25 protein-coding genes are annotated in these 24,730 nt (G+C 65.2%); 17 read left to right on the top strand and 8 right to left on the bottom strand.

The genetic code is table 11. The features are described from left to right. Nucleotides 1–100: 100 nt before the first annotated feature. Complete coding sequence (locus E4K64_RS40665; RefSeq protein ID WP_167772354.1) at nucleotides 101–721, top strand: hypothetical protein; 621 nt, start codon at nucleotides 101–103, stop codon at nucleotides 719–721. A gap of 121 nt (nucleotides 722–842) precedes the next feature. On the opposite strand, the gene E4K64_RS31290 is transcribed toward E4K64_RS40665, so the two are convergent. Next, on the bottom strand, nucleotides 843–1,058 hold the full coding sequence (locus tag E4K64_RS31290) for a hypothetical protein (protein ID WP_135166835.1): 216 nt from the start codon (nucleotides 1,056–1,058) through the stop codon (nucleotides 843–845). Between the two features lie 16 nt (nucleotides 1,059–1,074). After that, on the bottom strand, nucleotides 1,075–2,082 hold the full coding sequence (locus E4K64_RS31285) for a 2-dehydropantoate 2-reductase (RefSeq protein ID WP_135166834.1): 1,008 nt from the start codon (nucleotides 2,080–2,082) through the stop codon (nucleotides 1,075–1,077). Nucleotides 2,083–2,242: 160 nt separating this feature from the next. Between E4K64_RS31285 and E4K64_RS31280 the strand changes: the two genes are divergently transcribed. Beyond that, on the top strand, nucleotides 2,243–2,824 hold the full coding sequence (locus tag E4K64_RS31280) for a YidB family protein (RefSeq protein WP_135166833.1): 582 nt from the start codon (nucleotides 2,243–2,245) through the stop codon (nucleotides 2,822–2,824). 42 nt (nucleotides 2,825–2,866) lie between these two features. Then, nucleotides 2,867–3,139: a GlsB/YeaQ/YmgE family stress response membrane protein gene (locus E4K64_RS31275; protein WP_209311999.1), complete on the top strand. Its 273-nt coding sequence runs from the start codon at nucleotides 2,867–2,869 to the stop codon at nucleotides 3,137–3,139. Nucleotides 3,140–3,397: 258 nt separating this feature from the next. Here the strand turns inward: E4K64_RS31275 and E4K64_RS31270 are convergent, their stop codons facing one another. Further along, the gene (locus E4K64_RS31270; RefSeq protein WP_135166832.1) at nucleotides 3,398–4,183 is read right to left on the bottom strand and encodes an SDR family NAD(P)-dependent oxidoreductase; all 786 of its coding nucleotides are present in this window, start codon (nucleotides 4,181–4,183) and stop codon (nucleotides 3,398–3,400) included. A 237-nt stretch (nucleotides 4,184–4,420) separates the two neighbouring features. On the opposite strand from E4K64_RS31270, the gene E4K64_RS31265 reads away from it, so the two are divergent. The 3 genes from E4K64_RS31265 to E4K64_RS31255 all read left to right on the top strand — a co-directional run bounded on the left by E4K64_RS31265 (nucleotide 4,421) and on the right by E4K64_RS31255 (nucleotide 7,665). Continuing rightward, nucleotides 4,421–5,485: an acyl-CoA dehydrogenase family protein gene (locus E4K64_RS31265; RefSeq protein WP_135166831.1), complete on the top strand. Its 1,065-nt coding sequence runs from the start codon at nucleotides 4,421–4,423 to the stop codon at nucleotides 5,483–5,485. Between the two features lie 16 nt (nucleotides 5,486–5,501). Beyond that, entirely contained in the window at nucleotides 5,502–6,662 is a 1,161-nt protein-coding gene (locus E4K64_RS31260) for an acyl-CoA dehydrogenase family protein (RefSeq protein WP_135166830.1), read from the top strand. Between the two features lie 190 nt (nucleotides 6,663–6,852). Then, complete coding sequence (locus E4K64_RS31255; protein ID WP_135166829.1) at nucleotides 6,853–7,665, top strand: enoyl-CoA hydratase/isomerase family protein; 813 nt, start codon at nucleotides 6,853–6,855, stop codon at nucleotides 7,663–7,665. 177 nt (nucleotides 7,666–7,842) lie between these two features. Here the strand turns inward: E4K64_RS31255 and E4K64_RS31250 are convergent, their stop codons facing one another. The 3 genes from E4K64_RS31250 to E4K64_RS31240 form a co-directional block, all read right to left on the bottom strand. Beyond that, nucleotides 7,843–8,589, bottom strand: a complete 747-nt coding sequence (locus E4K64_RS31250) for a VOC family protein (RefSeq protein WP_167772353.1) — start codon at nucleotides 8,587–8,589, stop codon at nucleotides 7,843–7,845. A gap of 2 nt (nucleotides 8,590–8,591) precedes the next feature. Further along, a complete protein-coding gene (locus tag E4K64_RS31245) occupies nucleotides 8,592–9,380 on the bottom strand; it encodes an enoyl-CoA hydratase (RefSeq protein ID WP_135166827.1) in 789 nt (262 codons plus the stop codon). A gap of 154 nt (nucleotides 9,381–9,534) precedes the next feature. After that, on the bottom strand, nucleotides 9,535–10,740 hold the full coding sequence (locus E4K64_RS31240) for an ABC transporter substrate-binding protein (RefSeq protein WP_135166826.1): 1,206 nt from the start codon (nucleotides 10,738–10,740) through the stop codon (nucleotides 9,535–9,537). A gap of 425 nt (nucleotides 10,741–11,165) precedes the next feature. Here E4K64_RS31240 and E4K64_RS31235 point away from each other — a divergent pair, with 425 nt between their 5' ends. Together E4K64_RS31235 and E4K64_RS31230 are read left to right on the top strand one after the other, a co-directional pair. Further along, nucleotides 11,166–11,936, top strand: coding sequence for a thermonuclease family protein (locus E4K64_RS31235; protein WP_430642545.1), 771 nt, complete (start codon nucleotides 11,166–11,168; stop codon nucleotides 11,934–11,936). A gap of 135 nt (nucleotides 11,937–12,071) precedes the next feature. Next, entirely contained in the window at nucleotides 12,072–13,463 is a 1,392-nt protein-coding gene (locus tag E4K64_RS31230; protein ID WP_235884845.1) for a M48 family metalloprotease, read from the top strand. Between the two features lie 196 nt (nucleotides 13,464–13,659). Here E4K64_RS31230 and E4K64_RS31225 read toward each other — a convergent pair whose 3' ends face one another. Then, on the bottom strand, nucleotides 13,660–14,988 hold the full coding sequence (locus E4K64_RS31225; protein ID WP_135166824.1) for an MFS transporter: 1,329 nt from the start codon (nucleotides 14,986–14,988) through the stop codon (nucleotides 13,660–13,662). Nucleotides 14,989–15,168: 180 nt separating this feature from the next. On the opposite strand from E4K64_RS31225, the gene cyoA reads away from it, so the two are divergent. The 7 genes from cyoA to E4K64_RS31190 are packed head-to-tail and all read left to right on the top strand — an operon-like array spanning nucleotide 15,169 to nucleotide 22,097. Further along, entirely contained in the window at nucleotides 15,169–16,329 is a 1,161-nt protein-coding gene (gene cyoA / locus E4K64_RS31220) for a ubiquinol oxidase subunit II (RefSeq protein ID WP_135166823.1), read from the top strand. Nucleotides 16,330–16,340: 11 nt separating this feature from the next. Further along, nucleotides 16,341–18,338, top strand: a complete 1,998-nt coding sequence (cyoB, locus tag E4K64_RS31215) for a cytochrome o ubiquinol oxidase subunit I (protein ID WP_135166822.1) — start codon at nucleotides 16,341–16,343, stop codon at nucleotides 18,336–18,338. Next, on the top strand, nucleotides 18,339–18,968 hold the full coding sequence (gene cyoC / locus E4K64_RS31210) for a cytochrome o ubiquinol oxidase subunit III (protein WP_135166821.1): 630 nt from the start codon (nucleotides 18,339–18,341) through the stop codon (nucleotides 18,966–18,968). Further along, nucleotides 18,965–19,345, top strand: a complete 381-nt coding sequence (cyoD, locus tag E4K64_RS31205) for a cytochrome o ubiquinol oxidase subunit IV (RefSeq protein ID WP_135166820.1) — start codon at nucleotides 18,965–18,967, stop codon at nucleotides 19,343–19,345. Before cyoC ends, cyoD begins: the two co-directional genes overlap by 4 nt. Beyond that, on the top strand, nucleotides 19,342–20,205 hold the full coding sequence (locus E4K64_RS31200) for an SURF1 family protein (RefSeq protein WP_135166819.1): 864 nt from the start codon (nucleotides 19,342–19,344) through the stop codon (nucleotides 20,203–20,205). Before cyoD ends, E4K64_RS31200 begins: the two co-directional genes overlap by 4 nt. Then, a complete protein-coding gene (locus E4K64_RS31195; protein WP_167772352.1) occupies nucleotides 20,177–21,574 on the top strand; it encodes an ATP-binding protein in 1,398 nt (465 codons plus the stop codon). The genes E4K64_RS31200 and E4K64_RS31195 overlap by 29 nt, the downstream gene beginning before the upstream one ends. Then, on the top strand, nucleotides 21,564–22,097 hold the full coding sequence (locus E4K64_RS31190; RefSeq protein WP_135166818.1) for a response regulator transcription factor: 534 nt from the start codon (nucleotides 21,564–21,566) through the stop codon (nucleotides 22,095–22,097). Before E4K64_RS31195 ends, E4K64_RS31190 begins: the two co-directional genes overlap by 11 nt. Nucleotides 22,098–22,124: 27 nt before the next feature. On the opposite strand, the gene E4K64_RS31185 is transcribed toward E4K64_RS31190, so the two are convergent. After that, nucleotides 22,125–22,829, bottom strand: coding sequence for a glutathione S-transferase family protein (locus E4K64_RS31185; RefSeq protein ID WP_135166817.1), 705 nt, complete (start codon nucleotides 22,827–22,829; stop codon nucleotides 22,125–22,127). Nucleotides 22,830–22,937: 108 nt separating this feature from the next. Here E4K64_RS31185 and E4K64_RS31180 point away from each other — a divergent pair, with 108 nt between their 5' ends. Together E4K64_RS31180 and E4K64_RS31175 are read left to right on the top strand one after the other, a co-directional pair. Continuing rightward, on the top strand, nucleotides 22,938–23,309 hold the full coding sequence (locus tag E4K64_RS31180; RefSeq protein ID WP_135166816.1) for a winged helix-turn-helix transcriptional regulator: 372 nt from the start codon (nucleotides 22,938–22,940) through the stop codon (nucleotides 23,307–23,309). A 28-nt stretch (nucleotides 23,310–23,337) separates the two neighbouring features. Beyond that, nucleotides 23,338–24,726 (top strand): adenylate/guanylate cyclase domain-containing protein, encoded by a 1,389-nt coding sequence (locus E4K64_RS31175; RefSeq protein ID WP_235884846.1) that lies wholly within the window; start codon nucleotides 23,338–23,340, stop codon nucleotides 24,724–24,726. The last annotated feature ends 4 nt before the right edge of the window (nucleotides 24,727–24,730 follow it).

The raw sequence follows: 24,730 nt of genomic DNA, 5'->3' as shown, positions 1-24,730 counted from the left end.
TGAAATTTCCGGGTTCCACGGGTGACAAGCCGGCGATAAAGAGGCAAAAATCCGGCTCGACTCAGTTTGGGTTGAGTCTTGCAAGGAATGCTCTCGTAGAATGTCGTCCGTGATCGCATTGCGTCGTGCGGCGCTGTTTCCCGTCACCGCGGCAGGATTTTTTCTGCTGACGTTGCCGCATGCCCAGGCGCAATGGTGGAAGCGCGCGCCGGTCGATTTCGAGGAATGCGCCGACGCCGCCGAGAAGGCCGCGAGCAAGGCCGAGAAGACATCCGCGCTTGCCGATTGCAACGCCAAGTTCGCCGGCCGCCGCAAGCCGGGCGGCGGCTATTCCTATTACGACTTCCTGCAGGATCGCACCTTCGACATCGCCGGCCCCAATCCGACGCCGGAGGAACAGAAGAAGATCGACGAAGCCTATACCGCCTATCTCGCCAAGGAGCGCCGCAACAACGAAGCGGCGCAGGCGACCGCGCGTCAGCAACGCGAGCAGCAGGAGCAACAGGCGCGGCAGATCCAGCAGGTCGCATTGAGAACCGAAGTCGAGCGCGTGCCGGTGCCGGTCGAGCGGCCGAAGGTGCAGCAGGCCGTCGGCCAGCGAAAAGGCGCGCCCTGCACCAAGGGCTCCTTCTCCTGCGAATGGCCGCGGCTGTCGGAAAGCTTGAACGACCTGAAGAAGCTGTTCAGCCCGACGCCGAGCAAGCCTGCGAAGAAGGGGTGAGCCTTCGCACTGACTTGTAGGGTGGGGGCAAAGGCGCGTAGCGCCGTGCCCACCATTTGATTGTGATTGAGAGAGTCGGTGGGCACGCTTCGCTTTGCCCACCCTACGAGAGCGTCGCGCCTCAGTTAGCGCGCTTCTTCTTGCGGTGCTTCGGTTTGGTCACCGGCGCATCCGCAGGCGCTACGGTCGCCGGCGCCCCACTCAGCACCTTGCGGCTCTCCTGCAATCGCGCATCATAGCCGGGAGAGTTCTGGACTGTCGGTGGCCTTGCATGGACCAGCGTCGACATGCCGCAGAGCGTCGCCAGCGCGAGTCCCAGCATCCAACAACGCTTCATCGCGCCCTCCTCGTCCTCAAGCCACGCCCCGAATCTGCGGCGGCGTCAGGCGCGGCGGTCCGTTGCCGGCCGCCTCGACCTCCCTGATCAGCGCAACAATACGGCGCATCAGCGGCACCTCGACACGGTTTTGCTCGGCGAGCGCGATCACTGCGCCCTGGAGATAGTCGATCTCGGTCTTGCGGCCCTGTTTCAGGTCCTGCCACATCGAGGAGCGCGCCTCGGGGTCGATCTTCATGGTCCGCCCCAGGATCGCGTTGAAGATCGCATCCGGCAGCCGCAGCAAGGTCGGAGACCAGCTCATCGGGATCGGCGTCGACGACACCGGCGTGATGCCGGCGGCCTTCAGCGCGGCAAGTCCCTCCGCCATCTGGTCGGCGAACAGCCTGCGCCAGTCGCGGTCGGCCAGTTGCGCGGCGAGCGGCATGTCCGAGAGCGCGCTGAGCGCGTTGTTCAGATTGATGATCAGCTTGCCCCATTGCACGCCGGTGATGTCCGCGCTCGCGCGTAGCGCAAGGCCAGGCACCGAGAGCGCCGTGGCCGTGTTCTCGGCATCCTCGCCGATATGGATGTCGCCGGAGGTCGAGCGATGGAAACGGCCCTCGCCCATCGCGATCACGTTGAACGGCACCATCCCGGCGAGCACGCGGCGGCCGCCGAGACGCTCGCGCAGCACCGCGACATTGCCGATACCGTTCTGGAGCGACACGATGACGGCATCCTCGGGCGCATGCTGCGCGATCTGCTCCACGACGGCGGCGGTATCGGCGCTCTTCACCGTGACCAGCACGATGCCGGCACTGTGGAAGATCGCAGGATCCTCCGACAGCGCGAGCTGGCCTGCACTGAGCTTCTTCTCGGAGCCGTCCAAATCGGTCAGCCGCAGGCCGAACCGCTCGATCTCGGTCTTCACCCGCGGCCGCACCAGCAGCGCGACGCGGCGGCCGCCGGCCGCCAGCATGCCGCCGACGAAACAGCCGATGGCGCCGGCGCCGGCCACCACGATCGGTCGATCCACAACCACTGAGCCTGCTCCCTGAACGTCCTGCCTTCGATAGCAGAGGCGAGGCCTGCAACCAATCGCGTCGCAGCCGACTTGTAACGGTCATGACGGCCCCATATGTTTTCGCCCCGGGGCAATCGGCGGCGAGCACTCGCCGAACGAGACGCCAAAGGAGAGCACCATGGGTCTACTCGACGTCCTCAACGGCATGCAGAACGGCCCGCGCGGCCCCTCTACGCCGAGCACGGAGAAATCCTCCGGCGGCATGTCCCCGATGACCATGGCGCTGCTCGGTCTGCTCGCCTGGAAGGCTTTCAAGCACATGACCGCGAACCAATCCGGTACGGCACCGCAACCGTCGCCGACGCCGGCGCCTCCACCGGTAAACACGAACACCGCCGATAGCGGCGGTCTTGGCGGTCTCGGAGGCCTGCTCAAAGGCGGTCTCGGCGGCCTGCTCGCGGGCGGCGCGGCCGGCACCGTGCTCAGCGGCGGCCTCGGCGACCTTCTCAACCAGTTGCAGCAGGGCGGCCACGGCGACGCTGCGAGTTCCTGGGTCGGCAAGGGCGAGAACAAGCCGATCGCGCCGGGCGATCTTGCCAGCGCACTCGGCGCCGACCAGATCGAGAGCCTGTCCGCCCAAAGCGGCCTGTCGCGCGAGGAGTTGCTCAACGGCCTCAGCCAGTATCTGCCGCAGGTGGTCGATCATCTGACGCCGGACGGACGCCTGCCGACCGAGAACGAACTCTCGGGCAGACTCTAATCCAACCTTGATCGACGCGCTTTCGGGAAGGGGAGCACACTCATGAGCATGGGCGGCCTGTTGTGGATCATCGTTGTCGGCTTCATTGCCGGCCTCATCGCGCGCTGGCTGGCGCCCGGGCCGAACAATCCGAGCAGCTTCATCCTCACCACCATTCTCGGCATCGCCGGCGCGTTTCTGGCGACCTTCATCGGCCAGGCCATCGGCCATTACAGTCCCGACCAGGGCGCCGGCTTCATCATGGCCACGATCGGCGCGGTGGTGGTGCTGTTCATCTGGCACCGGCTGGTGACAAGCGGCGTGATCAAGGGGTAGCGCTTCGTCGCTTCGTCGCGTCGTGGCGGGACCTATCAACCAACTCGGTGTCGTCCCGGACAAGCGCGCCCTAAGCGCGCGCAGATCCGGGATCCATAACCACAGGAGGTGGTTTGGCGAAGACTGATCACTCCGAGTCTTCGCCAAACTTCTCCCTATGGTTATGGATCCCCGCGCCCCGTGCGCAATCGCGCACTAGGCGGGGACGACACCTGCATTTGCCGCACCAGCGGAGCTCACTGCGGCAAGACACTTCATTCACGTAATCAAATGCATCCCCGCGTCCATGCGCACGACCTCGCCGGTCATGTTGCTGGAGGCCGGCATCGCCAGGAAGCAGACGAGCTGCGCGATGTCCTCGGCGCTTGAAGCAACCTTCAGCGGCACCTTCGCCACCACGCTGTCGCGCACCTGCTTGGCGCCGGCCTCGCCGCGGCCCTTGGTGAACCAGGGCGTGTCGATATAGCCGGGGCAAACGGTGTTGACGCGGATCAGCGGCGCCAGCGCGCGCGACAGCGACAGCGTCATGGTGTTGAGCGCACCCTTGCTGGCGGCGTAGGCGATCGACGAGCCGACGCCGCTGATGCCGGCAACCGAGGACACGTTGACCACGGCGGAGGGCCGCCCCGAGGCCTTGGCGCCGGCCTCGAGCAGGCTGCGCGCGGCCCGCACCATCTGGAACGGGCCGATGGTGTTGACGCCATAGACCCGCTGGAAATCCTCGGCCGACAATCCGTCGAGATCGGCATGAGCGACATGCTTGGTGGTGCCGGCATTGTTGACGAGGATATCGAGCCGGCCCCATCCGCTGGCGGCCGCGACGATCTTGCGGCAATCCTCGTCCTTTGAAACGTCGCCCTGCGCGACCAGCACCTCCGCGGCGCCGGCCTTGCGGCAGATGTCCGCGGTGGCCTCGGCCTCCTTCTGGCTCGACGAATAGTTGATGACGAGGCGCGCCCCGCTGCGCGCCAGAATTTCGGCCGTCGCCGCGCCGAGCCCGGAGGCAGACCCCGTCACGATTGCGCACAGATTGTCCTTGGCCATCCTGATTTCCTTCCCCGTGGCTCTGATCTTTCGCGCCTTGTTTAGCGAGTTTGCGGCGCCCTGCAAATCAAGCAAACTCCGCTAAGCGGAATTAGCTTGCGCCCATGCCCGCGCCGCAGGTTGACCTGCGATCAACGCTTGTCAGGGCCATGGCTTTTTCGGATCATCGGGCGCAAGAAGACCTGCGCGCCCGCTTGGCCTGGCGGGACGCGCCAACGGCAAAACACGGGGAACGCTGTGGCGGAGAGTGACAACATCGTCGTCGAGACCGCGGAGAAGATCTTCGCCGATCTCGCCGATCCGCAAACCATCAACAACGACAAGAAGGGCGCGTGGCAGGCGCCGCTGTGGCAGGCGCTGAGCGAGGCCGGCCTGCCATTGTCCTGGGTGCCCGATGAACTCGGCGGCTCCGGCGCGAGCCTGGCCGACGGTTTTGCGCTGCTGAACGCCGCCGGCCGTTTCGCCGTCGCGGTTCCCCTGGCCGAGACCATGCTCGCGGGCTGGCTGCTGGCGCAGGCGAAGATCGCATCGCCCGAGGGCGAGATGACGGTGCTGCCGGCAAGCCCCAGGGATCGCATCACCCTCGATGCCGACGGCTCGCTCTCCGGCCGCGCCCGCGGCGTGCCTTTTGCCAAGGCGGCGAAGCATTTCGCGGTGCTGGCGCATGGCAAGGACGGCGTCGCGATCGCGCTGGTCGTTGGAGCCAAGGCCCGGATCGAATCCGGCCTCAATGTCGGCTACGACCACAGCGATACCGTGACGCTCGACAAGGTCCAGCCCGTCACGCTCAAGCCCGCGCCGAAGGGCTTTGACCAGACCACGCTGATGCTGATGGGCGGCGTTGCGCGCAGCCTGCAGATCGCGGGCGCGCTGGAATCGATGCTCGACATCTCCGTGCGCTATTCCAACGAGCGTGTCGCCTTCGAGAAGAAGATCTCGAAATTCCAGGCCGTGCAGCACAATCTGGCGCGTCTCGCCGGCGAATCCGCAGCCGCGCTTGCGGCCGCGACATCCGCCGCCGATGCCATCGCGAACGCCAAGACGTTCAATGACGAGGTCTATCTCGAAGCGGCCTCCGCAAAGATTCGCTGCGCGGAAGCGGCCGAAAAAGGCGGCGCCATCGCGCATCAGGTGCACGGCGCGATCGGCTTCACCATCGAGCACATCCTGCACCGCTATTCGCTGCGGGCGCTGGCCTGGCGCGACGACTTCGGCTCGGAGAGCCATTGGGCCGTCGAGCTCGGCAAGCTGGTGGCAAATCGCGGCGCCGACGAATTGTGGCCGCTCGTGGCGTCGCGCTGATCGGGGAGAGAAACACATGACCGCTGCGCTTCGTTTCGATCCGATCCGCCTGCCCGAAAAGTGCGAACAGCTGCGCAAGGAAGTGCGCGCCTTCCTCGCCGAGGAGATCGCCGCCGGCACTTTCGATCCGCACAAGCCCAACCGCGAGGACACCGACGCGCCGGAATTTTCCCGCCGAGTTGGCGCCAAGGGCTGGCTGGGGATGACCTGGCCGAAGAAATATGGCGGCCAGGAGCGCTCCTTCCTCGAGCGTTACGTCGTGACCGAGGAGATGCGCGTTGCCAACGCGCCGACGCGGCGCTTCTTCGTCGCCGACCGCCAGAGCGGACCGGTGCTGCTGAAATATGCGCCGGAGCATATCAAGATGGAGATCCTGCCGCGGATCTGCCGCGGCGAGGTCTGCTTTGCCATCGGCATGAGCGAGCCGAACTCGGGCTCCGATCTGTTCGCCGCGAAGACCCGCGCGACCAAGACCGACGGCGGCTATCTCATCAACGGCACCAAGATCTGGACCTCGTCGGCGCATATCGCCGACTACATGATCGCGATCTTCCGGACCTCGCCGCCGACCAAGGAAAACCGCCGTCACGGCCTGACCCAGTTCCTGGTCAAGATGAAGCAGCCGGGCATCAAGGTGAACCCGATCGGCCAGATCACCGGGCAGTACGAGTTCAACGAGGTCGTCTTCACCGATCACTTCATTCCTGACGACCACGTGCTTGGCGAGGTCGACGGCGCCTGGAAGCAGGCGACGAGCGAGCTCGCCTATGAGCGTTCGGGCCCCGAGCGTTTCCTCGAAACCTATTATGTGCTGACCGAGCTGGTGCGCGCGGTCGGCCCCAACCCGGACACACGCAGCGCCGAAGGCATCGGGCGCCTGGTCGCGCAGCTCCACACCATGCGGCGCATGTCGGTCTCGGTGGCCGGCATGCTCGAGGCCGGCAAGGAGCCGGTGGTCGAGGCGTCCATCGTCAAGGACATCGGCACGGTCTGGGAGCAGCAGCTTCCGCACCGCGTGCGCGATCTCGCCGCCTTCGTCGAGGAGACCGCGAGCAATCGCGAGACGCTGGAGCGGCAGCTCGACTTCGCGATCAAGACCGCACCGAAACTCACCATCCAGGGCGGCACCACCGAGGTGCTGCGCGGCATCATCGCCCGCGGACTGGGTTTGCGCTGACTCTGATGAGAACGAACTCTCGGCCACGTGCTCTGTCCACCTCTCCCATAGGGAGAGGTCGGTTTGCGCCAGCAAATCGGGTGAGGGGTTACGCCCTCGCCGGGGACCTCAGCCCCTCACCCGGCGCTACACGCCGACCTCTCCCTGTGGGAGAGGTGGTTCTTCGCTACCGAGATATTGGAGATTAGACATGAGCACGTACAAAGATATCGGCGTCGAGAAGGTCGGGCATGTCGGCACCATCGAGATCCGCCGCCCGCCGCTCAACTTCTTCGACATTTCGCTGATCAACCAGATCGCGGACGCGCTCGACGAATTCGACCGCGACATCGAGATCCGCGCCTCCGTTCTCTCGGCGCAGGGCAAGGCGTTCTGCGCCGGCGCCAACTTCCAGGATCCGGCGCGGCAGGCGCAGGAGGCCCGCGAGGCCGAGAAGAAAGGCGACCCCGCCGACAGCCTCGGATCGATCAACCACCTCTACATTCAGGCCGTGCGCATCTTCCGCGCCAAGAAGCCGATCGTCGCCGCCGTGCAGGGCGCCGCCATCGGCGGCGGATTGGGCCTTGCGGTCTCGGCCGATTTCCGCGTCACCTGCCCCGAGGCGCGCTTCTCCGCGAACTTCACCAAGCTCGGTTTCCATCCGGGCTTCGGCCTGACCGTGACGCTGCCCGAGCTGATCGGCAAGAACAACGCCGAGCTGATGTTCTACACCAGCCGCCGCGTCACCGGCGAGGAGGCCTACAAGTGGGGCCTCGCCAACGAGCTGGTGCCGCAGGACCAGGTCAAATCGGCCGCGATGAAGCTCGCCGGCGAGATCGCCGAATGCTCGCCGCTCGGCTTGCTCTCCACCCGTGCCACGATGCGCAACGGGCTCGCCGATCGCGTCATGGCGGCGACCAATCACGAGCTGGCTGAGCAGACGCGCCTGCGCGCGACGGAGGATTTCAAGGAAGGCGTGAAAGCCACGGAAGAGCGGCGCGCGGCGAATTTTAGGGGAAGGTAGTTCTGCCCCGCCGTATCTCGTCGCCGGCGGTCTCGACCCGTCATCCTGAGGTGCGAGCAGCACGGTGCATAGCGCCGTGCTGAGAGCCTCGAAGGATGAACGGCCCGGCCAGTGGCCGTCGCCCTTCGAGGCTCGCCGAAAAGGCGAGCACCTCAGGGTGACGGATAACAAATAGGATCAGCTCACCCGAAACGTCACGCCGCCCAGCAGGAACTCGTTCCCCGCGACCGCGTGCCCCTTCGCTCGCGCGGCATGCAGCACCTGAGCCGCGTCGGTCACCCGAAACTCCAGCGCGCTCATGATCTCGCTGGCGCCCTTCACGAAGCGGAAGGTCGCGTTGGGCAGCTTCAACGCGGAGCCATCAGCCGCAACTCCGATGATCTTGCCCCAGTGCTGCGCCAGCCCCACCGGGTCCGGGCTCTGCATCTCCACGGCCGTGAGCGCCTGCGTCACATCCTTGCGGATGAATTTTCGCCAGTCGGGCCCCGCCGGCGGATACGCGCCCAGAATATCGTCGCTGCCTTCGGTGTGGTTGAACTCGATGAAGGCGGCGCGGCAGTCGCGGGGGTGGAGCTGCACGCCGTGATAGGGCGCGTGATCGATGACGTTGGCGGTGCGCACGCCCATCGCGTTCGCATGGCGTCCGCGCTCGTCGGGATCGTTGCAGCAGAAGATCGCCATATAGCCGCCGCGACCGCCGGTCTTCTCGATGAAGCGGCCGGCCGTGGTGCCGTCCTTGAAGGGCGCGACCACCTCCAGCAGGATCGTGTCGACCGGGAGCAGCGCGTTCTCCAGGCCGTATTTGGCGACATTGCCGTCGCGGTAGCAGACGGCAAGACCCATGATCTCCGCGATGTCGGAGACGACGGGCGCGAGCTGCGGCGCGACGAGGCAGATCTGGCGTAGCCGCATATAGGGCGCCATGGTCATGCGCCTTTGAAGGTCGGCTTGCGCTTCTCGACAAAGGCCTTGGCGGCCTCCTTGTGATCCTCGGTGTCGCCACACCGGGTGTGGTGGATGGCCTCGCCGTCGAAGCAATCCTCCAGCGCCAGATGCTCGGCATTGTTGATGTTGCGCTTGATGAAGCCGAGCGCGATCGACGGCCCTTGCGCCAGCGACAGCGCGAGCTCGTGGGCCGCGGCGTCGATCTCGGCATCGGGCACCACCCTGGTCACCATGCCGATCGCGTGCGCTTCCCTCGCGGTCAGCACCGGCGACATCAGATAAAGCTCGCGCGCCCGCGCGCTGCCGAGCAGCTGGGTGAGGAAATAGGTGCCGCCGTAATCGCCGGAGAAGCCGACCTTGGCAAAGGCCGTGGTGATCTTGCAGGATTCGGATGCAATGCGCAGGTCGCAGGACAGCGCCATCGACAGACCGGCACCGGCCGCCGCGCCGTCGAGCTGCGCCACCACCGGCTTGGGCATCTGGTGCAGGATGCGCGAGACCTCCATGCCGCGGCGCAGATTCGCGAGCTTCTGCTCGAACGGCAGCGGCGCGCGGCCGGCCGCCATCGACTTGACGTCGCCGCCGACGCAGAACGAGCCGCCGGCGCCCTTGAACAGCACGGCGCGCACCTCGGGATCGTCGGCCGCGCGGCGCGCCGCCTCGACCAGCCCGACCACCATCTCCGGATTGAGCGCGTTCTTCCGCTCCGGGCGATTCATGGTGATGGTGAGCAGCCCACCTTCGAGCTTTTGCAGAACCATGTCGTTCATGGGGCTTCTCCCTTGTTGTTGTTTGGCTCCGTCATTCCGGGGCGCGACAAAGTCGCGAACCCGGAATCCATTTCTCAACCGTCGATGCCGCCCGATGGATCCCGGGTTCTCGCTACGCGAGCCCCGGGATGACGCCGTGACTTACGTCACGCCGTCACTTCTTCACCAGCGGACAGCGCGACTGCTCCAGCGACTGGAACGCCTCGTTGCCGGATACGGTGGCGAGCAGCTTGTAGTCGTCCCAGCGGCCCTTCGACTCCGACGGCTTCTTCACCTCGAACAGGTACATGTCGTGGATCATGCGGCCGTCCTCGCGGATCCTGCCGTTCTTGGCGAAGAAGTCGTTGATCGGCGTCTCCTTCATCACCTTCATCACGGCGGCCGCGTCGGTCGTGCCGGCCGCCTTCACCGCCTTCAGGTAATGCGTGACGGAGGAGTAGACGCCGGCCTGCGCCGAGGTCGGCGGCCGCTTCACGCGCTCCTGGAAGCGCTTGGAGAAGGCGCGCGTTTCGTCGTTCATGTCCCAGTAGAACGCTTCCGCCAGCAGCAGCCCCTGCGCGGTCTCGAGGCCGATCGAGTCGATGTCGGTGACGAAGACGAGCAGCGGCGAAACCTTCTGGCCGCCCTTCATGATTCCGAACTCGGCCGCCTGCTTGATGGCGTTGACGGTGTCGCCGCCGGCATTGGCGAGTCCGATCACCTTGGCCTTGGAGGCCTGCGCCTGCAGCAGGAAGGACGAGAAATCCGAGGTGTTGAGCGGATGGCGCACGCTGCCCAGCACCTTGCCGCCGGTCTTGGTCACGACGGCACTGGTGTCCTTCTCCAGGTCCTGGCCGAAGGCGTAGTCGGCAGTGAGGAAGTACCAGCTGTCGAGCCCCGTCTTCACCGCCGCAAGGCCGGTCACATTGGCCTGGCCGTAGGTGTCGAACACGTAGTGGACGGTGTAGGGACCGCAGGCCTCGTTGGTGAGACGGATCGAGCCCGGGCCGTTGAACATGATGATCTTGTTGCGCGCCTTTGCGATCTCGCCGGCCGCAAGCGCGGTCGCAGAGGCCGCGACGTCGTAGATCATCTCGACGCCCTGATTGTCGAGCATGTCGCGGGCGATGTTGCCGGAGAGATCGGCCTTGTTCTGATGGTCGGCCGCGAGCACCTGGATCTTGCGCCCCAACACTTCGCCGCCAAAGTCCTCCACCGCCATCTTGGCCGCGGTCTCGCTGCCGGAGCCGGTGATGTCGGCATAGAGGCTCGACATATCCAAGATGCCGCCGATCTTGAGAGGTGGCTTGTCCTGGGCCTGCGCGGCGCTCGCATTGAGGGCAAACGCGGCGGCAAAGATGCCCGACAAAATAGTCTTCATGGAAAACGATCTCCCTTATCGCGCCGTGCTCTGATGGCGGCTTGGTTATTGCTCTTGGTTGGTTCTTGGCAATCGCTGTTGCCGCAATCATGCCGCATGCGCAAGAGCGCAGCAAGCGCGAGGCGCCATGCGCGTCTTGCGATGGCAGCGTGTTTTCCGCAAAACGGAATGGGGGGATAAGACGTTTCCGCGTCATTGCTTGGGGCAACAGCGAAGCTCCACACTCTCTGCCGTAGGGTGAGCAAAGGCGCGCTCTTCGCGCCGTGCCCACCACCGCCCGTGCGATTGGCAAAGACGTGGGCACGCTTCCGCCTTCGCTCTTCGAGCTACGGCGGACAAGTCGCTTTGCCCACCCTGCGAGGGCCCCTTCGTGGTTGGCGTCGTTTGAGTTAAGATCGAGGCACAACGCAACCTCTCCGGGCAACGTGACGCGACTGCTTCAGCTCATCAGCGTGTTCCTTCTCATCGCGAGTCACACCGCGGTCGCGACACCATGCCAGTTCGAGTCTCAAGGCGAAGGCCGCGTCGCCACCATCGTCGATGCGCGCAGCGTGCGTCTCGACGACGGCCGCGAAATCCGTCTCATCGGGATCGAGCCCACGGCGACGACGAGGCAGGCGCTGGCGTCGCTGCTCGCCGGCCGCGACGTCAGGCTCCGCGGCAGCGACGACACGCCGGACCGCTATGGCCGCCAGGGCGCGCTGGTCTTCATCGACGAAAGCGACAATCCGGTGCAGGCCATGCTGCTGGCCCAGGGCGAGGCCATGGTCTCCGCCGAGATCACGGACAAGGACTGCGCAACCGCCCTGATGGCGTCGGAGGCCGCAGCCCGGCGCCAAAAAAAGGGCAGTTGGGCTGACCCGTCGGCCATAAAAAACGCGGAAAGTCCGGACGATATTTTGGCAGGGATCGGGCGTTTTGTGGTGGTCGAGGGCAAAGTCCTGTCCGTCCGGCAAGCTGGGGCAATGACCTACCTCAACTTCGGACGAAGCTGGACACGGGGCTTTGCGGCGACTATCTCCAAACGCACGCTGCAGGCGTTTGAAAGCGCTGGCATTTCCCTTAAGTCCTTGGAGAACAAGCGTATTCGAGTTCGGGGCTGGGTTGAGGGCAATACGGGGCCGCGGATCGATATACGCCTCGTAGGACAGGTCGAGTTGCTGGGCGCAAACGAATCGACAGGGGTAAGGCCTTAAAGCGGGGCCGGACACGGGTTAAGCGACGTGAATGGGGTGCTAGAACGGCACGGACGAGGTGATGGCCGCCGCCTGCGGGCTGCGCCGGCTGCGCTATGCCTTGTCCTGAGCACAGCGCTGGCGGGTTGCGGCGACATGGGCCGGTTCCAGGCTGCCGCGACCCCTCCGGCCGTCGCGATGCCGAAGCCCAAGCCGGCCATCGCGCAGACCCCCGCCACCGAGAAGGAGCACGAGCGCATCCTGGCGAGCTATGGCGGGACCTATGACGATCCCAGGCTCGAATCGCTCGTCAGCAAGACAGTCGACCGGCTGGTCGCTGCCTCCGACCGTCCCGACCAGGGCTACAAGGTCACCATCCTCAATTCCGGCGCGGTGAACGCCTTCGCGCTGCCGAACGGCCAGCTCTACGTCACGCGCGGGCTGCTTGCGCTCGCGAGCGACACCTCGGAATTGTCCTCCGTGCTCAGCCACGAGATGGCGCATGTACTGTCCAAGCACGCCGCGATGCGCGAGGACCAGGCGCGCCAGGCCGCGATCGTGACCCGCGTCGTCACCGACATGAGCAACGATCCCGATCTCACCGCCCTGGCGCTGGCCAAGACCAAGCTCACCATGGCGAGTTTCTCGCGCAAGCAGGAGATCGAGGCCGACGGCATCGGGGTGAGCATTTCCGCCAAGGCGCATTTCGACCCCTATGGCGCGGCGCGCTTCCTCTCGGCGATGGAGCGCAATGCCGAGCTGAAGGCCGGCAAATCTTCGCTTGATCCGCGCGCGCAGGATTTCACCTCGTCGCATCCGGCAACCCCCGAGCGCGTGCAGAACGCGCAGAATATCGCGCGGCAATACACTGCGCCCGAAGGCGCCGAGCGCGACCGCGAGAGCTATCTCGCCGCGATCGACAACCTCGTTTACGGCGAAGACCCCAGCGAAGGTTTCGTGCGCGGCCGCCGCTTCCTGCATCCGAAGCTGGGCTTCACCTTCCAGGCGCCGGACAATTTCACGCTCGACAACACCGCCCAGGCCGTGATCGGCGTGCGCGAGGGCGGCGCACAGGCGATGCGTTTCGACGTGGTGCGCGTGCCGGCCGAACAGTCGCTCGGCGACTACCTCAATTCCGGCTGGATGGAGGGCGTCGAGAAGGCGTCCACCGAAGACCTCACAATCAACGGCTTCCCGGCCGCGTCCGCCGCCGCCAAGGGCGACCAGTGGCAGTTCAAGGTCTATGCGCTGCGGTTCGGCAGCGACGTCTATCGCTTCATCTTCGCGACCAGGCAGAAATCGACCGAGAGCGAGCGCAACGCGCGCGAGACCGTCAATTCGTTCCGCCGCCTGACGCTCGACGAGATCCAGGCCGCCCGCCCGCTCCGCATCAAGGTCATCACCGTGCAGCCGGGCGATACCGTGGAATCGCTCTCCCACCGCATGGCCGGCGTCGATCACCCCGCCGAGCGCTTCCGCGTGCTCAACGGCCTCGATCGCAGCGCGCAGGTGAAGGTGCGCGACCGCGTGAAGATCGTGGCGGATTGACGTGCGCTAAGCGCACGTCATCCCGGGGCGCGCTTAGCGCGAACCCGGGATCTGGAGCGACAGATTGCGCTGCGTAGGGTGGGCAAAGCGTAAGCGTGCCCACCATCCCTCAATGATGGCGACAGGTGGTGGGCACGGCGCGAATGCGCCTTTGCCCACCCTACGAAGCTGTTGTGGAGGTGCAGCCCGCGCCTAATCAACGCCCCGCGTCCATATCGCCCGCCTCGCGCTGGCCGCTGAGCCAGAGCGCGAGCAGGGTCCAGAACGCGCCGGACAACAGATACGCACCCGATGCGATGACGCCGAGATTGGTGGCGAGCAGCAACGCGACCAGCGGCGCGAAGCCGGCGCCGAACAGCCAGGCCATGTCCGAGGTCAACGCCGAAGCGGTGTAGCGATAGGCCTGCTTGAAGTTCGACGCGATCGCACCGGAGGACTGGCCGAAGGACAGGCCGAGCAGGATGAAGCCGATCACCATGTAGATGGTCTCGCCGAACGCGCCGGCGTCGAGCAGCTGCGGGGCAAAGCCGCTATAGATCGCGATCGCGATCGCCGATCCCATCAGCAGCGATTTGCGCCCCACGCGGTCGGCGATGATGCCCGAGACCACGATCGCGCCGACGCCGAACACCGCGGCGACGATCTCGATGATCAGGAAGCGCACCGGGCTTTCGCGGGTGAACAGGAACACCCAGGACAGCGGAAACACCGTGACCATGTGAAACAGCGCGAAGCTGGCGAGGGGCGCAAACGCCCCGAGCATGATGTTCTGGCCTTCGCGCGCGACGGTGTCGGAGATGCGCGCCGGCTGCAATTCGCGGGTCTCGAACAGCGTGGCATATTCCTCCGTCGTCACCATGCGCAGGCGCGCGAACAGCGCCACGACGTTGATGGCAAAGGCAACGAAGAACGGATAGCGCCAGCCCCAGTCGAAGAAATCGTCGGCCGAGAGATTGCCGGCGAAATAGGCGAACAGCGCGCTCGCCACGATCAGCCCGAGCGGAGCGCCGAGTTGCGGCACCATCGCGTACCAGCCGCGCTGGGAGGGCGGTGCGTTCAGCGCCAGCAGCGAGGCCATGCCGTCCCAGGCGCCGCCCCAGGCGAGGCCCTGCGCGATGCGCGCCAGTGCCAGCAGCCAGATCGCGGCGACGCCGATGTCGTGATAGCCGGGCAGGAACGCCAGCGCGACGGTCGCGGTGCCTAGCAGGAACAGCGCCGAGATCAGCTTGGCCGTCTTGCCGTAGGCACGGTCGACCGTCATGAAAATGACCGTGCCGATCGGCCGGGCCATGAAGGCCAGCGCGAAGATCATGAAGGAATAGAGGGTGCCGGTCAGCTCGCTCGCGAACGGGAACACCAGGCGCGGGAAGACGATCACCGAGGCGATCGCGAAGACGAAGAAGTCGAAGAATTCCGAGGTGCGGCCGATGATGACGCCGATGGCGATCTCGCCGGGGCTGGCCTGGTCGTGGCCATGCTCGCCCGAGTGGAGGTCTGCCATTGCGGGGGTCTGTGCCGTCGCCATGCGTGCGCCCTTAACGTCCTGAAAACCAAAGCCGACCGCCCGGCGGGCGCCAGGCAATCTGGCCCTGTCTGACCCAACATCTCGCACTGCAACATTGGACAAATTGTCCAATGTCCGGATTGTTGCGCCGCAGCTACCCGTTGGCCCCGCAAAAGAAACTCATTCTCAAAGGCTCGGCCCGTGTCTCGTCTCAAGATCCTGGCGCTACTACCTCTGGCTGCCGCGCTCAGCGGCTGCGACTACGTCGTGCTGGCGCCAGCCGGCGATATCGCAGCCCAACAGCGCGACCTCGTCGTCATCTCCACCGTCCTGATGCTCCTGATCGTCCTCCCCGTGATGGCGCTGACGGTGCTGTTCGCCTGGCGCTATCGCCAGTCCAACACCGCGGCCCGCTACGAGCCGGACTGGGATCACTCGACCGCCCTTGAGCTCGTGATCTGGTCGGCGCCGCTCCTGATCATCGTTTGCCTGGGCGCGCTGACCTGGATGGGCACGCATCTGCTCGACCCCTATCGCACGCTCGGCCGCATCCATGCCGACCGCGCCGTGGACCAGTCCAAGGCTCCGCTCGAGGTCGACGTCGTCGCGCTCGACTGGAAATGGCTGTTCATCTACCCGGACTACGGCATCGCCACCGTCAACGAGCTCGCAGCTCCGGTCGATCGCCCGATCAACTTCCGCATCACCGCCTCCTCGGTGATGAACTCGTTCTACATCCCCGCGCTCGCCGGCCAGATCTACGCGATGCCGGGCATGGAGACGAAGCTCCACGCGGTGGTGAACCACGCCGGCACGTATAAGGGCTTCTCGGCGAACTACAGCGGCGCCGGCTTCTCCGGCATGCACTTCAACTTCAAGGGCCTCGACGACAAGGGCTTTGACGCCTGGGTCGCGCAGGCCAAATCCGCCGGCGGCTCGCTCGGCCGCGCCGAATATCTCCAGCTCGAGAAACCGAGCCAGAACGAGCCGATACGCCGCTGGAGCACCGTCGATTCCGATCTCTACCGCCTGATTCTCAACATGTGCGTCGAGACCGGCAAGATGTGCCAGAGCGAGATGATGGCGATCGACGCCAAGGGCGGCAACGGCCATCAGGGCCTCAACAACACCCTGCCGCTGGCCTACGACAAATACGCCCGCCGCGGCACCGCATTTGGGCCCGAGCCGAGCTTCGTCGCCGGCACCTGCACGCCGGATGCGCCGCAGGGCAGAACCACGGCGTCCATTGCGGCCCCCGTCGACACCGCGCCGCTGCTCGGCGCCGGCCTGAAGCGGCCGTCGTTCACGCCGCTGAAGTCCTCGTCCTTCTTCCTCGGACAGCGTCCGAAGTCAGACTCCTAAAGAGAGTTCGTATGTCTCCTGATCTTCTCAAGCTCATCTTCGGCCGGCTCGGCTTCGAATCGCTGCCGCTGCACGAGCCGATCGTCGTCGGCACCTTCGTGGTGGTCGCGCTCGGCGGCGCCGCATTGCTCGGCGGTCTCACCTATTTCCGCCTCTGGGGCTATCTCTGGCGCGAATGGTTCACCACGGTGGACCACAAGCGCATCGGCATCATGTACATGATCCTCGGCATCGTGATGCTGCTGCGCGGCTTTGCCGACGCGCTGATGATGCGCGGCCAGCAGATGCTCGCCTTTGGCGGCTCGGAAGGCTATCTCAACGCCCATCACTACGACCAGGTCTTCACCGCCCACGGCGTGATCATGATCTTCTTCGTGGCGATGCCGCTGGTCACGGGGCTGATGAACTACGTCGTGCCGCTGCAGATCGGCGCGCGCGACGTGTCGTTTCCGTTCCTGAACAATTTCAGCTTCTGGATGACGGTCGGCGGCGCGGTGCTGGTGATGGCCTCGCTGTTCATCGGCGAGTTCGCCCGCACCGGCTGGCTGGCTTATCCGCCGCTGTCGAACATCGGCTACAGTCCCGATGTCGGCGTCGACTATTACATCTGGGCGCTGCAGGTCGCCGGCGTCGGAACGACGCTGTCCGGCATCAACCTGATCTGCACCATCGTCAAGCTGCGCTGCCCCGGCATGACCATGATGAAGATGCCGGTGTTCACCTGGACCTCGCTCTGCACCAACGTCCTGATCGTCGCCTCCTTCCCGGTCCTGACCGTCGTGCTCGCGCTGCTGTCGCTCGATCGCTACGTCGGCACCAACTTCTTCACCAACGATTTCGGCGGCAGCCCGATGATGTACGTGAACCTGATCTGGATCTGGGGTCACCCCGAGGTCTACATCCTGGTTCTCCCGGCGTTCGGCATCTTCTCCGAGGTGACCTCGACCTTCTCCGGCAAGCGGCTGTTCGGCTACACCTCGATGGTCTACGCCACGGTCGTCATCACCATCCTGTCGTACCTGGTCTGGCTGCACCACTTCTTCACGATGGGCTCGGGCGCCAGCGTCAACTCGTTCTTCGGCATCACCACGATGATCATCTCGATCCCGACGGGCGCGAAGATGTTCAACTGGCTGTTCACGATGTATCGCGGCCGTATCCGCTACGAGCTGCCGATGATGTGGACCATCGCCTTCATGCTGACCTTCGTGATCGGCGGCATGACCGGCGTTCTGCTCGCGGTGCCGCCGGCCGACTTCGTGCTGCACAACAGCCTGTTCCTGATCGCGCACTTCCACAACGTGATCATCGGCGGCGTGGTGTTCGGCGCGTTCGCCGGCATCTCCTACTGGTTCCCGAAGGCGTTCGGCTTCAGGCTCGATCCGTTCTGGGGCAAGCTGTCGTTCTGGTTCTGGGTCACCGGCTTCTACCTCGCCTTCATGCCGCTCTACGTGCTCGGCCTGATGGGCGTGACCCGCCGCCTGCGCGTGTTCGACGATCCGTCCCTGCAGATCTGGTTCATCATCGCCGCGATCGGCGCCGGCCTCGTCCTGCTCGGCATCATGTGCATGCTGATGCAGTTCGCGGTCAGCTTCCTCAGGCGCGAGCAGCTCAAGGACGTCACCGGCGACCCCTGGGATGCCCGCACGCTGGAATGGGCGACCTCCTCGCCGCCGCCGGACTACAACTTCGCCTTCACCCCCGTCGTTCACGACAACGACGCGTGGTGGGACATGAAGAGGCGCGGCTACCAGCGCCCGCTCACCGGCTTCAAGCCGATCCACATGCCCAGCAGCACCGGCACCGGCATCATTCTCGCCGGCCTCGCCACCGCGATGGGCTTCGGCCTGATCTGGTACATGTGGTGGCTGGCGGCGTTGAGCTTCATCGCGATGCTCGCCGTCGGGATCGGCCACACCTTCAACTATCACCGCGACTTCGACATTCCGGCTGAAGACGTCATCCGGACCGAGGACGCGCGCACCAAACTGCTCGCCGGAGCCAAGTAAATGACTGTCGCTGTCAATCCGTCCCAAACCGGCGAGCCGGTCTTCTACCTCGCCGACGAACATCCGCATCCGGAAGGCTGGAGCACCTCGCTCGGCTTCTGGATCTACCTGATGAGCGATTGCCTCATCTTCGCGATCCTGTTCGCCACCTTCGGCGTGCTCGGCGGCAACTACGCCGCCGGCCCGGCGCCGAAGGACCTGTTCGACCTCGATCTGGTCGCGGTGAACACCTCGATGCTGCTGCTGTCGTCGATCACCTACGGCTTTGCGATGCTGACGATGCAGCAGAACAAGGTCGCCCAGACGCAAGTCTGGCTGGCGATCACCGGCCTGTTCGGCCTCGCCTTCATCGGCATCGAGCTCACCGAATTCGCCCACATGATTCACGAAGGCGCCACGCCGCAGCGCAGCGCCTTCCTGTCCGCGTTCTTCACCCTGGTCGGCACCCACGGCCTGCACGTCTCCTGCGGCCTGATCTGGCTGGTGACGCTGATGGTGCAGGTCGGCAAGTTCGGCCTGATCGAGGCCAACCGCCGCCGCCTGATGTGCCTGTCGATGTTCTGGCACTTCCTCGACGTGGTCTGGATCGGCGTCTTCACCTTCGTCTATCTCCTGGGAGTTCTGCGATGAGCACCAATAGCCATGCCGCCCATGCCGAGGATCATCACCACGAGGGCGGCCACGCCCACGGCACGTTCTCGAGCTATATGCTCGGTTTCGTGCTCTCGGTCGTGCTGACGGCGATCCCGTTCTGGCTGGTGATGAGCGGCGCGCTGCCGAGCAAGCAGGTCACTGCGCTGGTCATCATGGCCTTCGCGGTCGTGCAGATCGTCGTGCACATGATCTACTTCCTGCACATGAACGCGACGTCCGAGAACGGCTGGACCATGATGGCCCTGATCTTCACCATCGTCATGGTGGTGATCGCGCTGTCGGGTTCGCTGTGGGTGATGAGCCACCTCAACACCAACATGATGCCCATGCACCAGATGAGCGGAATGAAGTGAGCGAGGTCAGGACCGTGACGGACAGGGAGAGTGCGCCGCGCGGCAGGGCTGCGCCGGCCCCTTCCCTGTGGCTCACGGTCCTCTCGCTTGTCGCCTTCGTCGTTCTGATCGCGCTCGGAATCTGGCAGATCGAGCGCCGCGCCTGGAAGCTGACCCTGATCGACCGCGTCGAGCAGCGCGTCCATGCCGTAGCCCAGCCGATCCCCCCGCCCGCGTCATGGCCGGCGGTTTCCGCCGCCAACGACGAATACAGGCACGTCAGCCTCAAGGGCCGCTTCCTGCATGACCGTGAGACGCTGGTCCAGGCTGTCACCGAGGAAGGCCCCGGCTATTGGGTGCTGACGCCGCTCCAGCGCGACGACGGCACACAGGTCCTGATCAATCGCGGCTTCGTGCCGTCGGAGCGACGTGACGCATCGACGCGCCGGGACGGCAATCCGGACGGCCAGGTCGAGATCACCGGCCTGCTCCGCATCACCGAGCCCAAAGGCGGGTTCCTGCGCAACAACGTGCCCCAGCACAACCGCTGGTACTCGCGGGATGTCGCCGCGATCGCGGCGGCCCGCGGCCTGCACGATGTCGCACCTTTCTTCGTCGATGCCGATTCCCGATCACAATCCGCTGGCGGTCCCGTCGGCGGATTGACCGTGGTGCGCTTTCCCAATAACCACCTGATCTACGCGCTGACGTGGTTTGCCCTGGCCTTCATGCTGGCCGGCAGGCTTGTCGTCACATTCGGCGGCGGGCTGTTCCGCCGCAACAGAGGCCTGAATGGCTTCGTCCACGAACCGGCCGGCGGCCCAGATGTCGCCGCGCGCAGGACGGGATCAGATGCTGGAACGATCGTCGAGCCGACCTGACAGCGGAAGCACGCCTCGCCAGGCGCCTGGCGAGATGGTCGTCACGCTGCAATCGCAGGCGGATGCGCGCAGCGAGCTGATCGGCGCCGCGCCGACCGACGACGGGACCAACCGCAAGAACATGGCGCTGCTGATCCAGCTGCGCTGGACCGCGGTGGTCGGCCAGATCGTGACCATCGGCGCCGTGCATTTCGGCCTCGGCATCCCCCTGCCGTTGGAGCGGATGGGAGCGGTGATCGGCGCGCTGGTGCTGCTCAACGTCTCCAGCCTGATCTGGGTGCGCCATCGCGCCGCGATCACCAACAACGAGTTGCTGGTCGCTTTGATGCTGGACGTGGCCGCGCTGACCGCGCAGCTCTATCTCAGCGGCGGCGCCACCAACCCCTTCACCTCGCTGTTCCTGCTCCAGGTGACGCTCGGCGCGGTGCTGCTCGATGCCCGCTCGACCTGGTCGCTGGTCGCGCTGACCTGCGCCAGTTTCGTCTGGCTGACCCTGGCGTACCGGCCGCTGGATCTGCCGCCCAACCCATTGAGCGAGACCTACACCCTCAGCGTCCTCGGCATGCTGCTCGGCTTCGTGCTCAACGCCGTGCTGCTGGTCGTGTTCGTCACCCGCATCAATCGAAACCTGCGCGAGCGCGACGCGCATCTGGCGGCGCTGCGCCAGCATGCCGCCGAGCAGGACCACATCGTGCGCATGGGCCTGCTTGCCTCCGGCGCGGCCCATGAGCTCGGCACGCCGCTCGCCTCGCTCTCGGTCATCCTCAGCGATTGGCGCCGCATGCCGGATCTTGCCAGCGACCAGGAACTCGCCGAGGACCTCGCGGAGATGGAGACATCGCTGCAGCGCTGCAAGTCGATCGTGACGGGCATTCTGGTCTCGGCCGGCGAAGCCCGCGGCGAAGGCTCGTCGCCGACCACGGTGACGGCCTTCGTGACCGCCCTGGTCGACGAATGGCGCAACGCGCGCTCGGCACGGACGCTCTACTTCGTCAACACGTTCGGCGCGGACGTTGCCATCGTCTCCGACATCGCCTTGAAGCAGGTGATCTTCAACGTGCTCGACAACGCCTATGAGGTCTCGCGCGACTGGGTCGAGCTCGTAGCCGAGCGCGAGGGTGACAACCTCGTGCTGTCGATCTCCGACCGCGGCCCCGGCTTTGCGCCGGAAATGCTGGCGCAGCTCGGAAAGCCCTATCACTCCAGCAAGGGCCGCGCCGGCGGCGGGCTCGGCCTGTTCCTGGTGGTGAACGTGGTGCGCAAGCTGGGCGGCAGCGTCACGGCGGAAAATCACAGGAAGCGCGGCGCCACGGTCCGCCTGACGCTACCGCTGGCAACGCTCGCGATCGGAGGCAATTTTGACGCCTGACCGTTCGCTCATTGTCGTCGAGGACGATGCCGGCTTCGCGCGCACGCTGAAGCGCTCGTTCGAGCGCCGCGGCTATGACGTCGTGCTGGCCGCCTCGATCGAGGAGGTGCGCCAGGTGCTGGAGGAGCGCTCCTTCGGCCATGCCGTGGTCGATCTCAAGCTTGGCGGCGCCTCGGGCCTCGCCTGCGTCGAGCTGCTGCACACACACGACCCCGACACGCTGATCGTGGTGCTCACGGGCTTTGCCAGCATCGCGACTGCCGTGGAGGCGATCAAATTGGGCGCCTGCCATTATCTCGCAAAGCCGTCGAACACGGACGACATCGAAGCCGCCTTCACCAAGGCCGCGGGGAACACCGAGGTCGCACTCGATGCACGGCCGACCTCGATCAAGACGCTGGAATGGGAGCGCATCCACCAGACCCTGATCGAGACCGATTTCAACATCTCGGAAGCGGCACGGCGGCTCGGCATGCACCGGCGCACGCTGGCAAGGAAGCTCGAGAAGCGGCCGGTGAAGTAGGAGCGCGTCGAGGCTCCTCCCGCTTCCCTATTTGCCGAATTGCGCAATCAATTCGGCCAGCGCGACGTGGCCGGTGCACGATCCCGTTCCCGGATCAGAGTCGCCGTCCTCCAGAGCGGTGGCGTAGAGGATCGCGGGATCGGCTTCGAGGCGAGCTCGCAGCGCCGCCAGCTTCGGCCAGCGGCTCCTCTCCGCGACCGCGTGGAAGTCGAGCCAGCGCGCGACGCCGACAAGCAAGGCGTCGGCGAGGGTCGGCCGGTCCCCGAGCAGGAATTGCCGCGATTCGATCATCCCTTCGAGCTTGTCATGACGCTCGATGACCCTTGCTGTGCCGAAAGCACGCAGGACCGACTTCGTGGCGGGCTCCATGGCTTCGGCTTCCATGGCGGCCCACAGCGGTGCGAAGGCGGCGGTGAAACCGGTATTCACGAACGCCATGAGCTGATGCATGCGATCGGCTTGCCGCGTCAGCGGATCGAAGCTGATGCGCCGTTCGACATCCCTGGCCTCGAGCCGGGCCGCGATCGTCATCGTTTCCGTCAGCACCTCGCCCTGCTCGGTGATGAAGACCGGCGTCTCATGTCGCGGATTGATGCGGGCGTATGACGGGCTTCGCATCTCGCCCATCATGTCGACCCGGCACAGCCGATATGGCTTGCCCAGCCATTCGAGAGCCGCAACGAGCCCCATGGAGCTTCCCTTCGGGAAGCCGTAGAGTAGAATTGGGTCCATGATCCATTCTCCGTGATGTCTGATGATCACGCTGCGCAGCGGTGATGCGACCCTAGTCGCTCGCCGCATCAAGTAAATTACGAACTTTTTTGTAACCTGGAGGCGCCGATGAAGGATCTCGTTTCGAGATGTCCCATCGAGGAAGTGATGCAGATTCTGAGCGGTCGCTGGCCGACGCTGCTGATCTACTATTTGAAGCAGGGCACCAAGCGCTTCAGCGACTTGCGCCGCGACAATCCGACCATCTCACACAGGATGCTCGCGCTCGAGCTTCGCAAGCTGGAGGACGCCGGTATCGTAAGCCGCACTGAATTCGGCGGATATCCGCTGCGCGTAGAGTACGATCTGACGGCCGCCGGTCATGCTCTCGTGCCGTTGATCGATGCCCTGGGGGGCTGGTGGGCGTCGGTTGCGGCTGGGGCTGACGGAGAAGACCGTCGGGGTGAAATCGGCGTCTCCGCAAAGACGCAGCGGACTTGAAGGCCCAAGTGAGGAGACTGCCGTGACAATGCTCGTCGAGCGCTTCAGCCTGCCGGCTGCGCTTTCGCCCGCGCCGAGCAAGCGCGATGCCGAAACAGTTCAGTTCGCACAAGCCGCGCTGACGTCCGCCAAGCGGGAGGGCCTGCAACTCGCGGTGCGGGCGCGCTATGTTGCCCTCGTCGTCATTGGCTGCCTGCTGCTGGTGATCAACCCGGCCTGGGAGCAACTCTACTACGTGGCGCTGCTCGGCTTGTTCGCACTGATCGGCTGGGCCCAGGTCAGGGTTGGGCGGGTCGGCGTGTCGCGTCCGGAATTGGCACTCCTGTTTTGCGACCTGGCGCTGCTCACGTGCCTCATCGTGGTTCCCAATCCGTTCGGAGCCTCGCACTGGCCGGTCGCGATGCAGTACCATTTCGGCAACTTCATCTATTTCTTCGTGCTGCTCGCAGGCGCCACACTGGCCTATACTTGGCGAACCGTGATTGCGGTCGGCGTGTGGACGGCTGCGCTCTGGATCATCGGCATGGTCTGGGTCTGGTGGCAACCCGATCGCGATCCTGCGCTGACGGCCCGCATAGCCGCCGCAACAGGCAGCGATCAGCGCTTGTTTGCGATGATCTCGCCCAGCGAGATCGTATTCCACGTTCGCATCCAGGAGATCGTCGTATTCATGATCGTGGCCATGACCTTGGCGCTCGCGGTCCGCCGCAGCAACGACCTCTTGGTCCGGCATGCCGCGGTGGAGCGCGAGCGCGGCAACCTCGCACGCTACTTCTCGCCCAATGTCGTGGCGGAATTGTCGAAGCAAGACGAGCCGTTGAAGCAGGTGCGCACGCAACACGTCGCGGTGCTGTTCGTCGACATCGTCGGCTTCACGACCTTTGCCGATGCGCGCTCGCCGCAGGAGGTTGTGCGGACGTTGCGGGAATTCCACGGATTGATGGAGCAGGAGGTCTTCCGCCATAGCGGCACGCTCGACAAATATCTCGGGGACGGATTGATGGCGACGTTCGGCACACCCTTCGCGGGCGAGCACGACGCCAGCAACGCGCTGCGATGTGCCCAGGCAATGATCGCGGCGGCGGACGGTTGGAACGATCGGCGGGCAGCGTCAGGCGAGCCACCTCTTCATGTGAGCTTTGGCTTGCATTATGGGCCGGTGGTGCTCGGCGACATCGGACAGACCTGTCTGGAATTTGCGGTGATCGGCGCGACCGTCAACGTGGCAAGCCGTCTCGAAGCCTTGACCCGCACCTTCGATTGCGCGCTGGTGGCAAGTGACGACCTCGTCAGCCAAGCGAAGGCCGAGCTTGGCGACGCAGCCGCAACGTTTCAGTCATTGGAAGCGCGAGAGCCGCGGGCGATCCGCGGTATTCAGCAGCCGATCTCGATTTGGACCCAGCCGCGCGGCGCGTAGAGCC

Origin of the sequence: Bradyrhizobium frederickii (genome assembly GCF_004570865.1) — a bacterium.
Lineage (GTDB): Bacteria > Pseudomonadota > Alphaproteobacteria > Rhizobiales > Xanthobacteraceae > Bradyrhizobium > Bradyrhizobium frederickii.
This window is presented reverse-complemented; position numbering and strand designations above follow the sequence as displayed.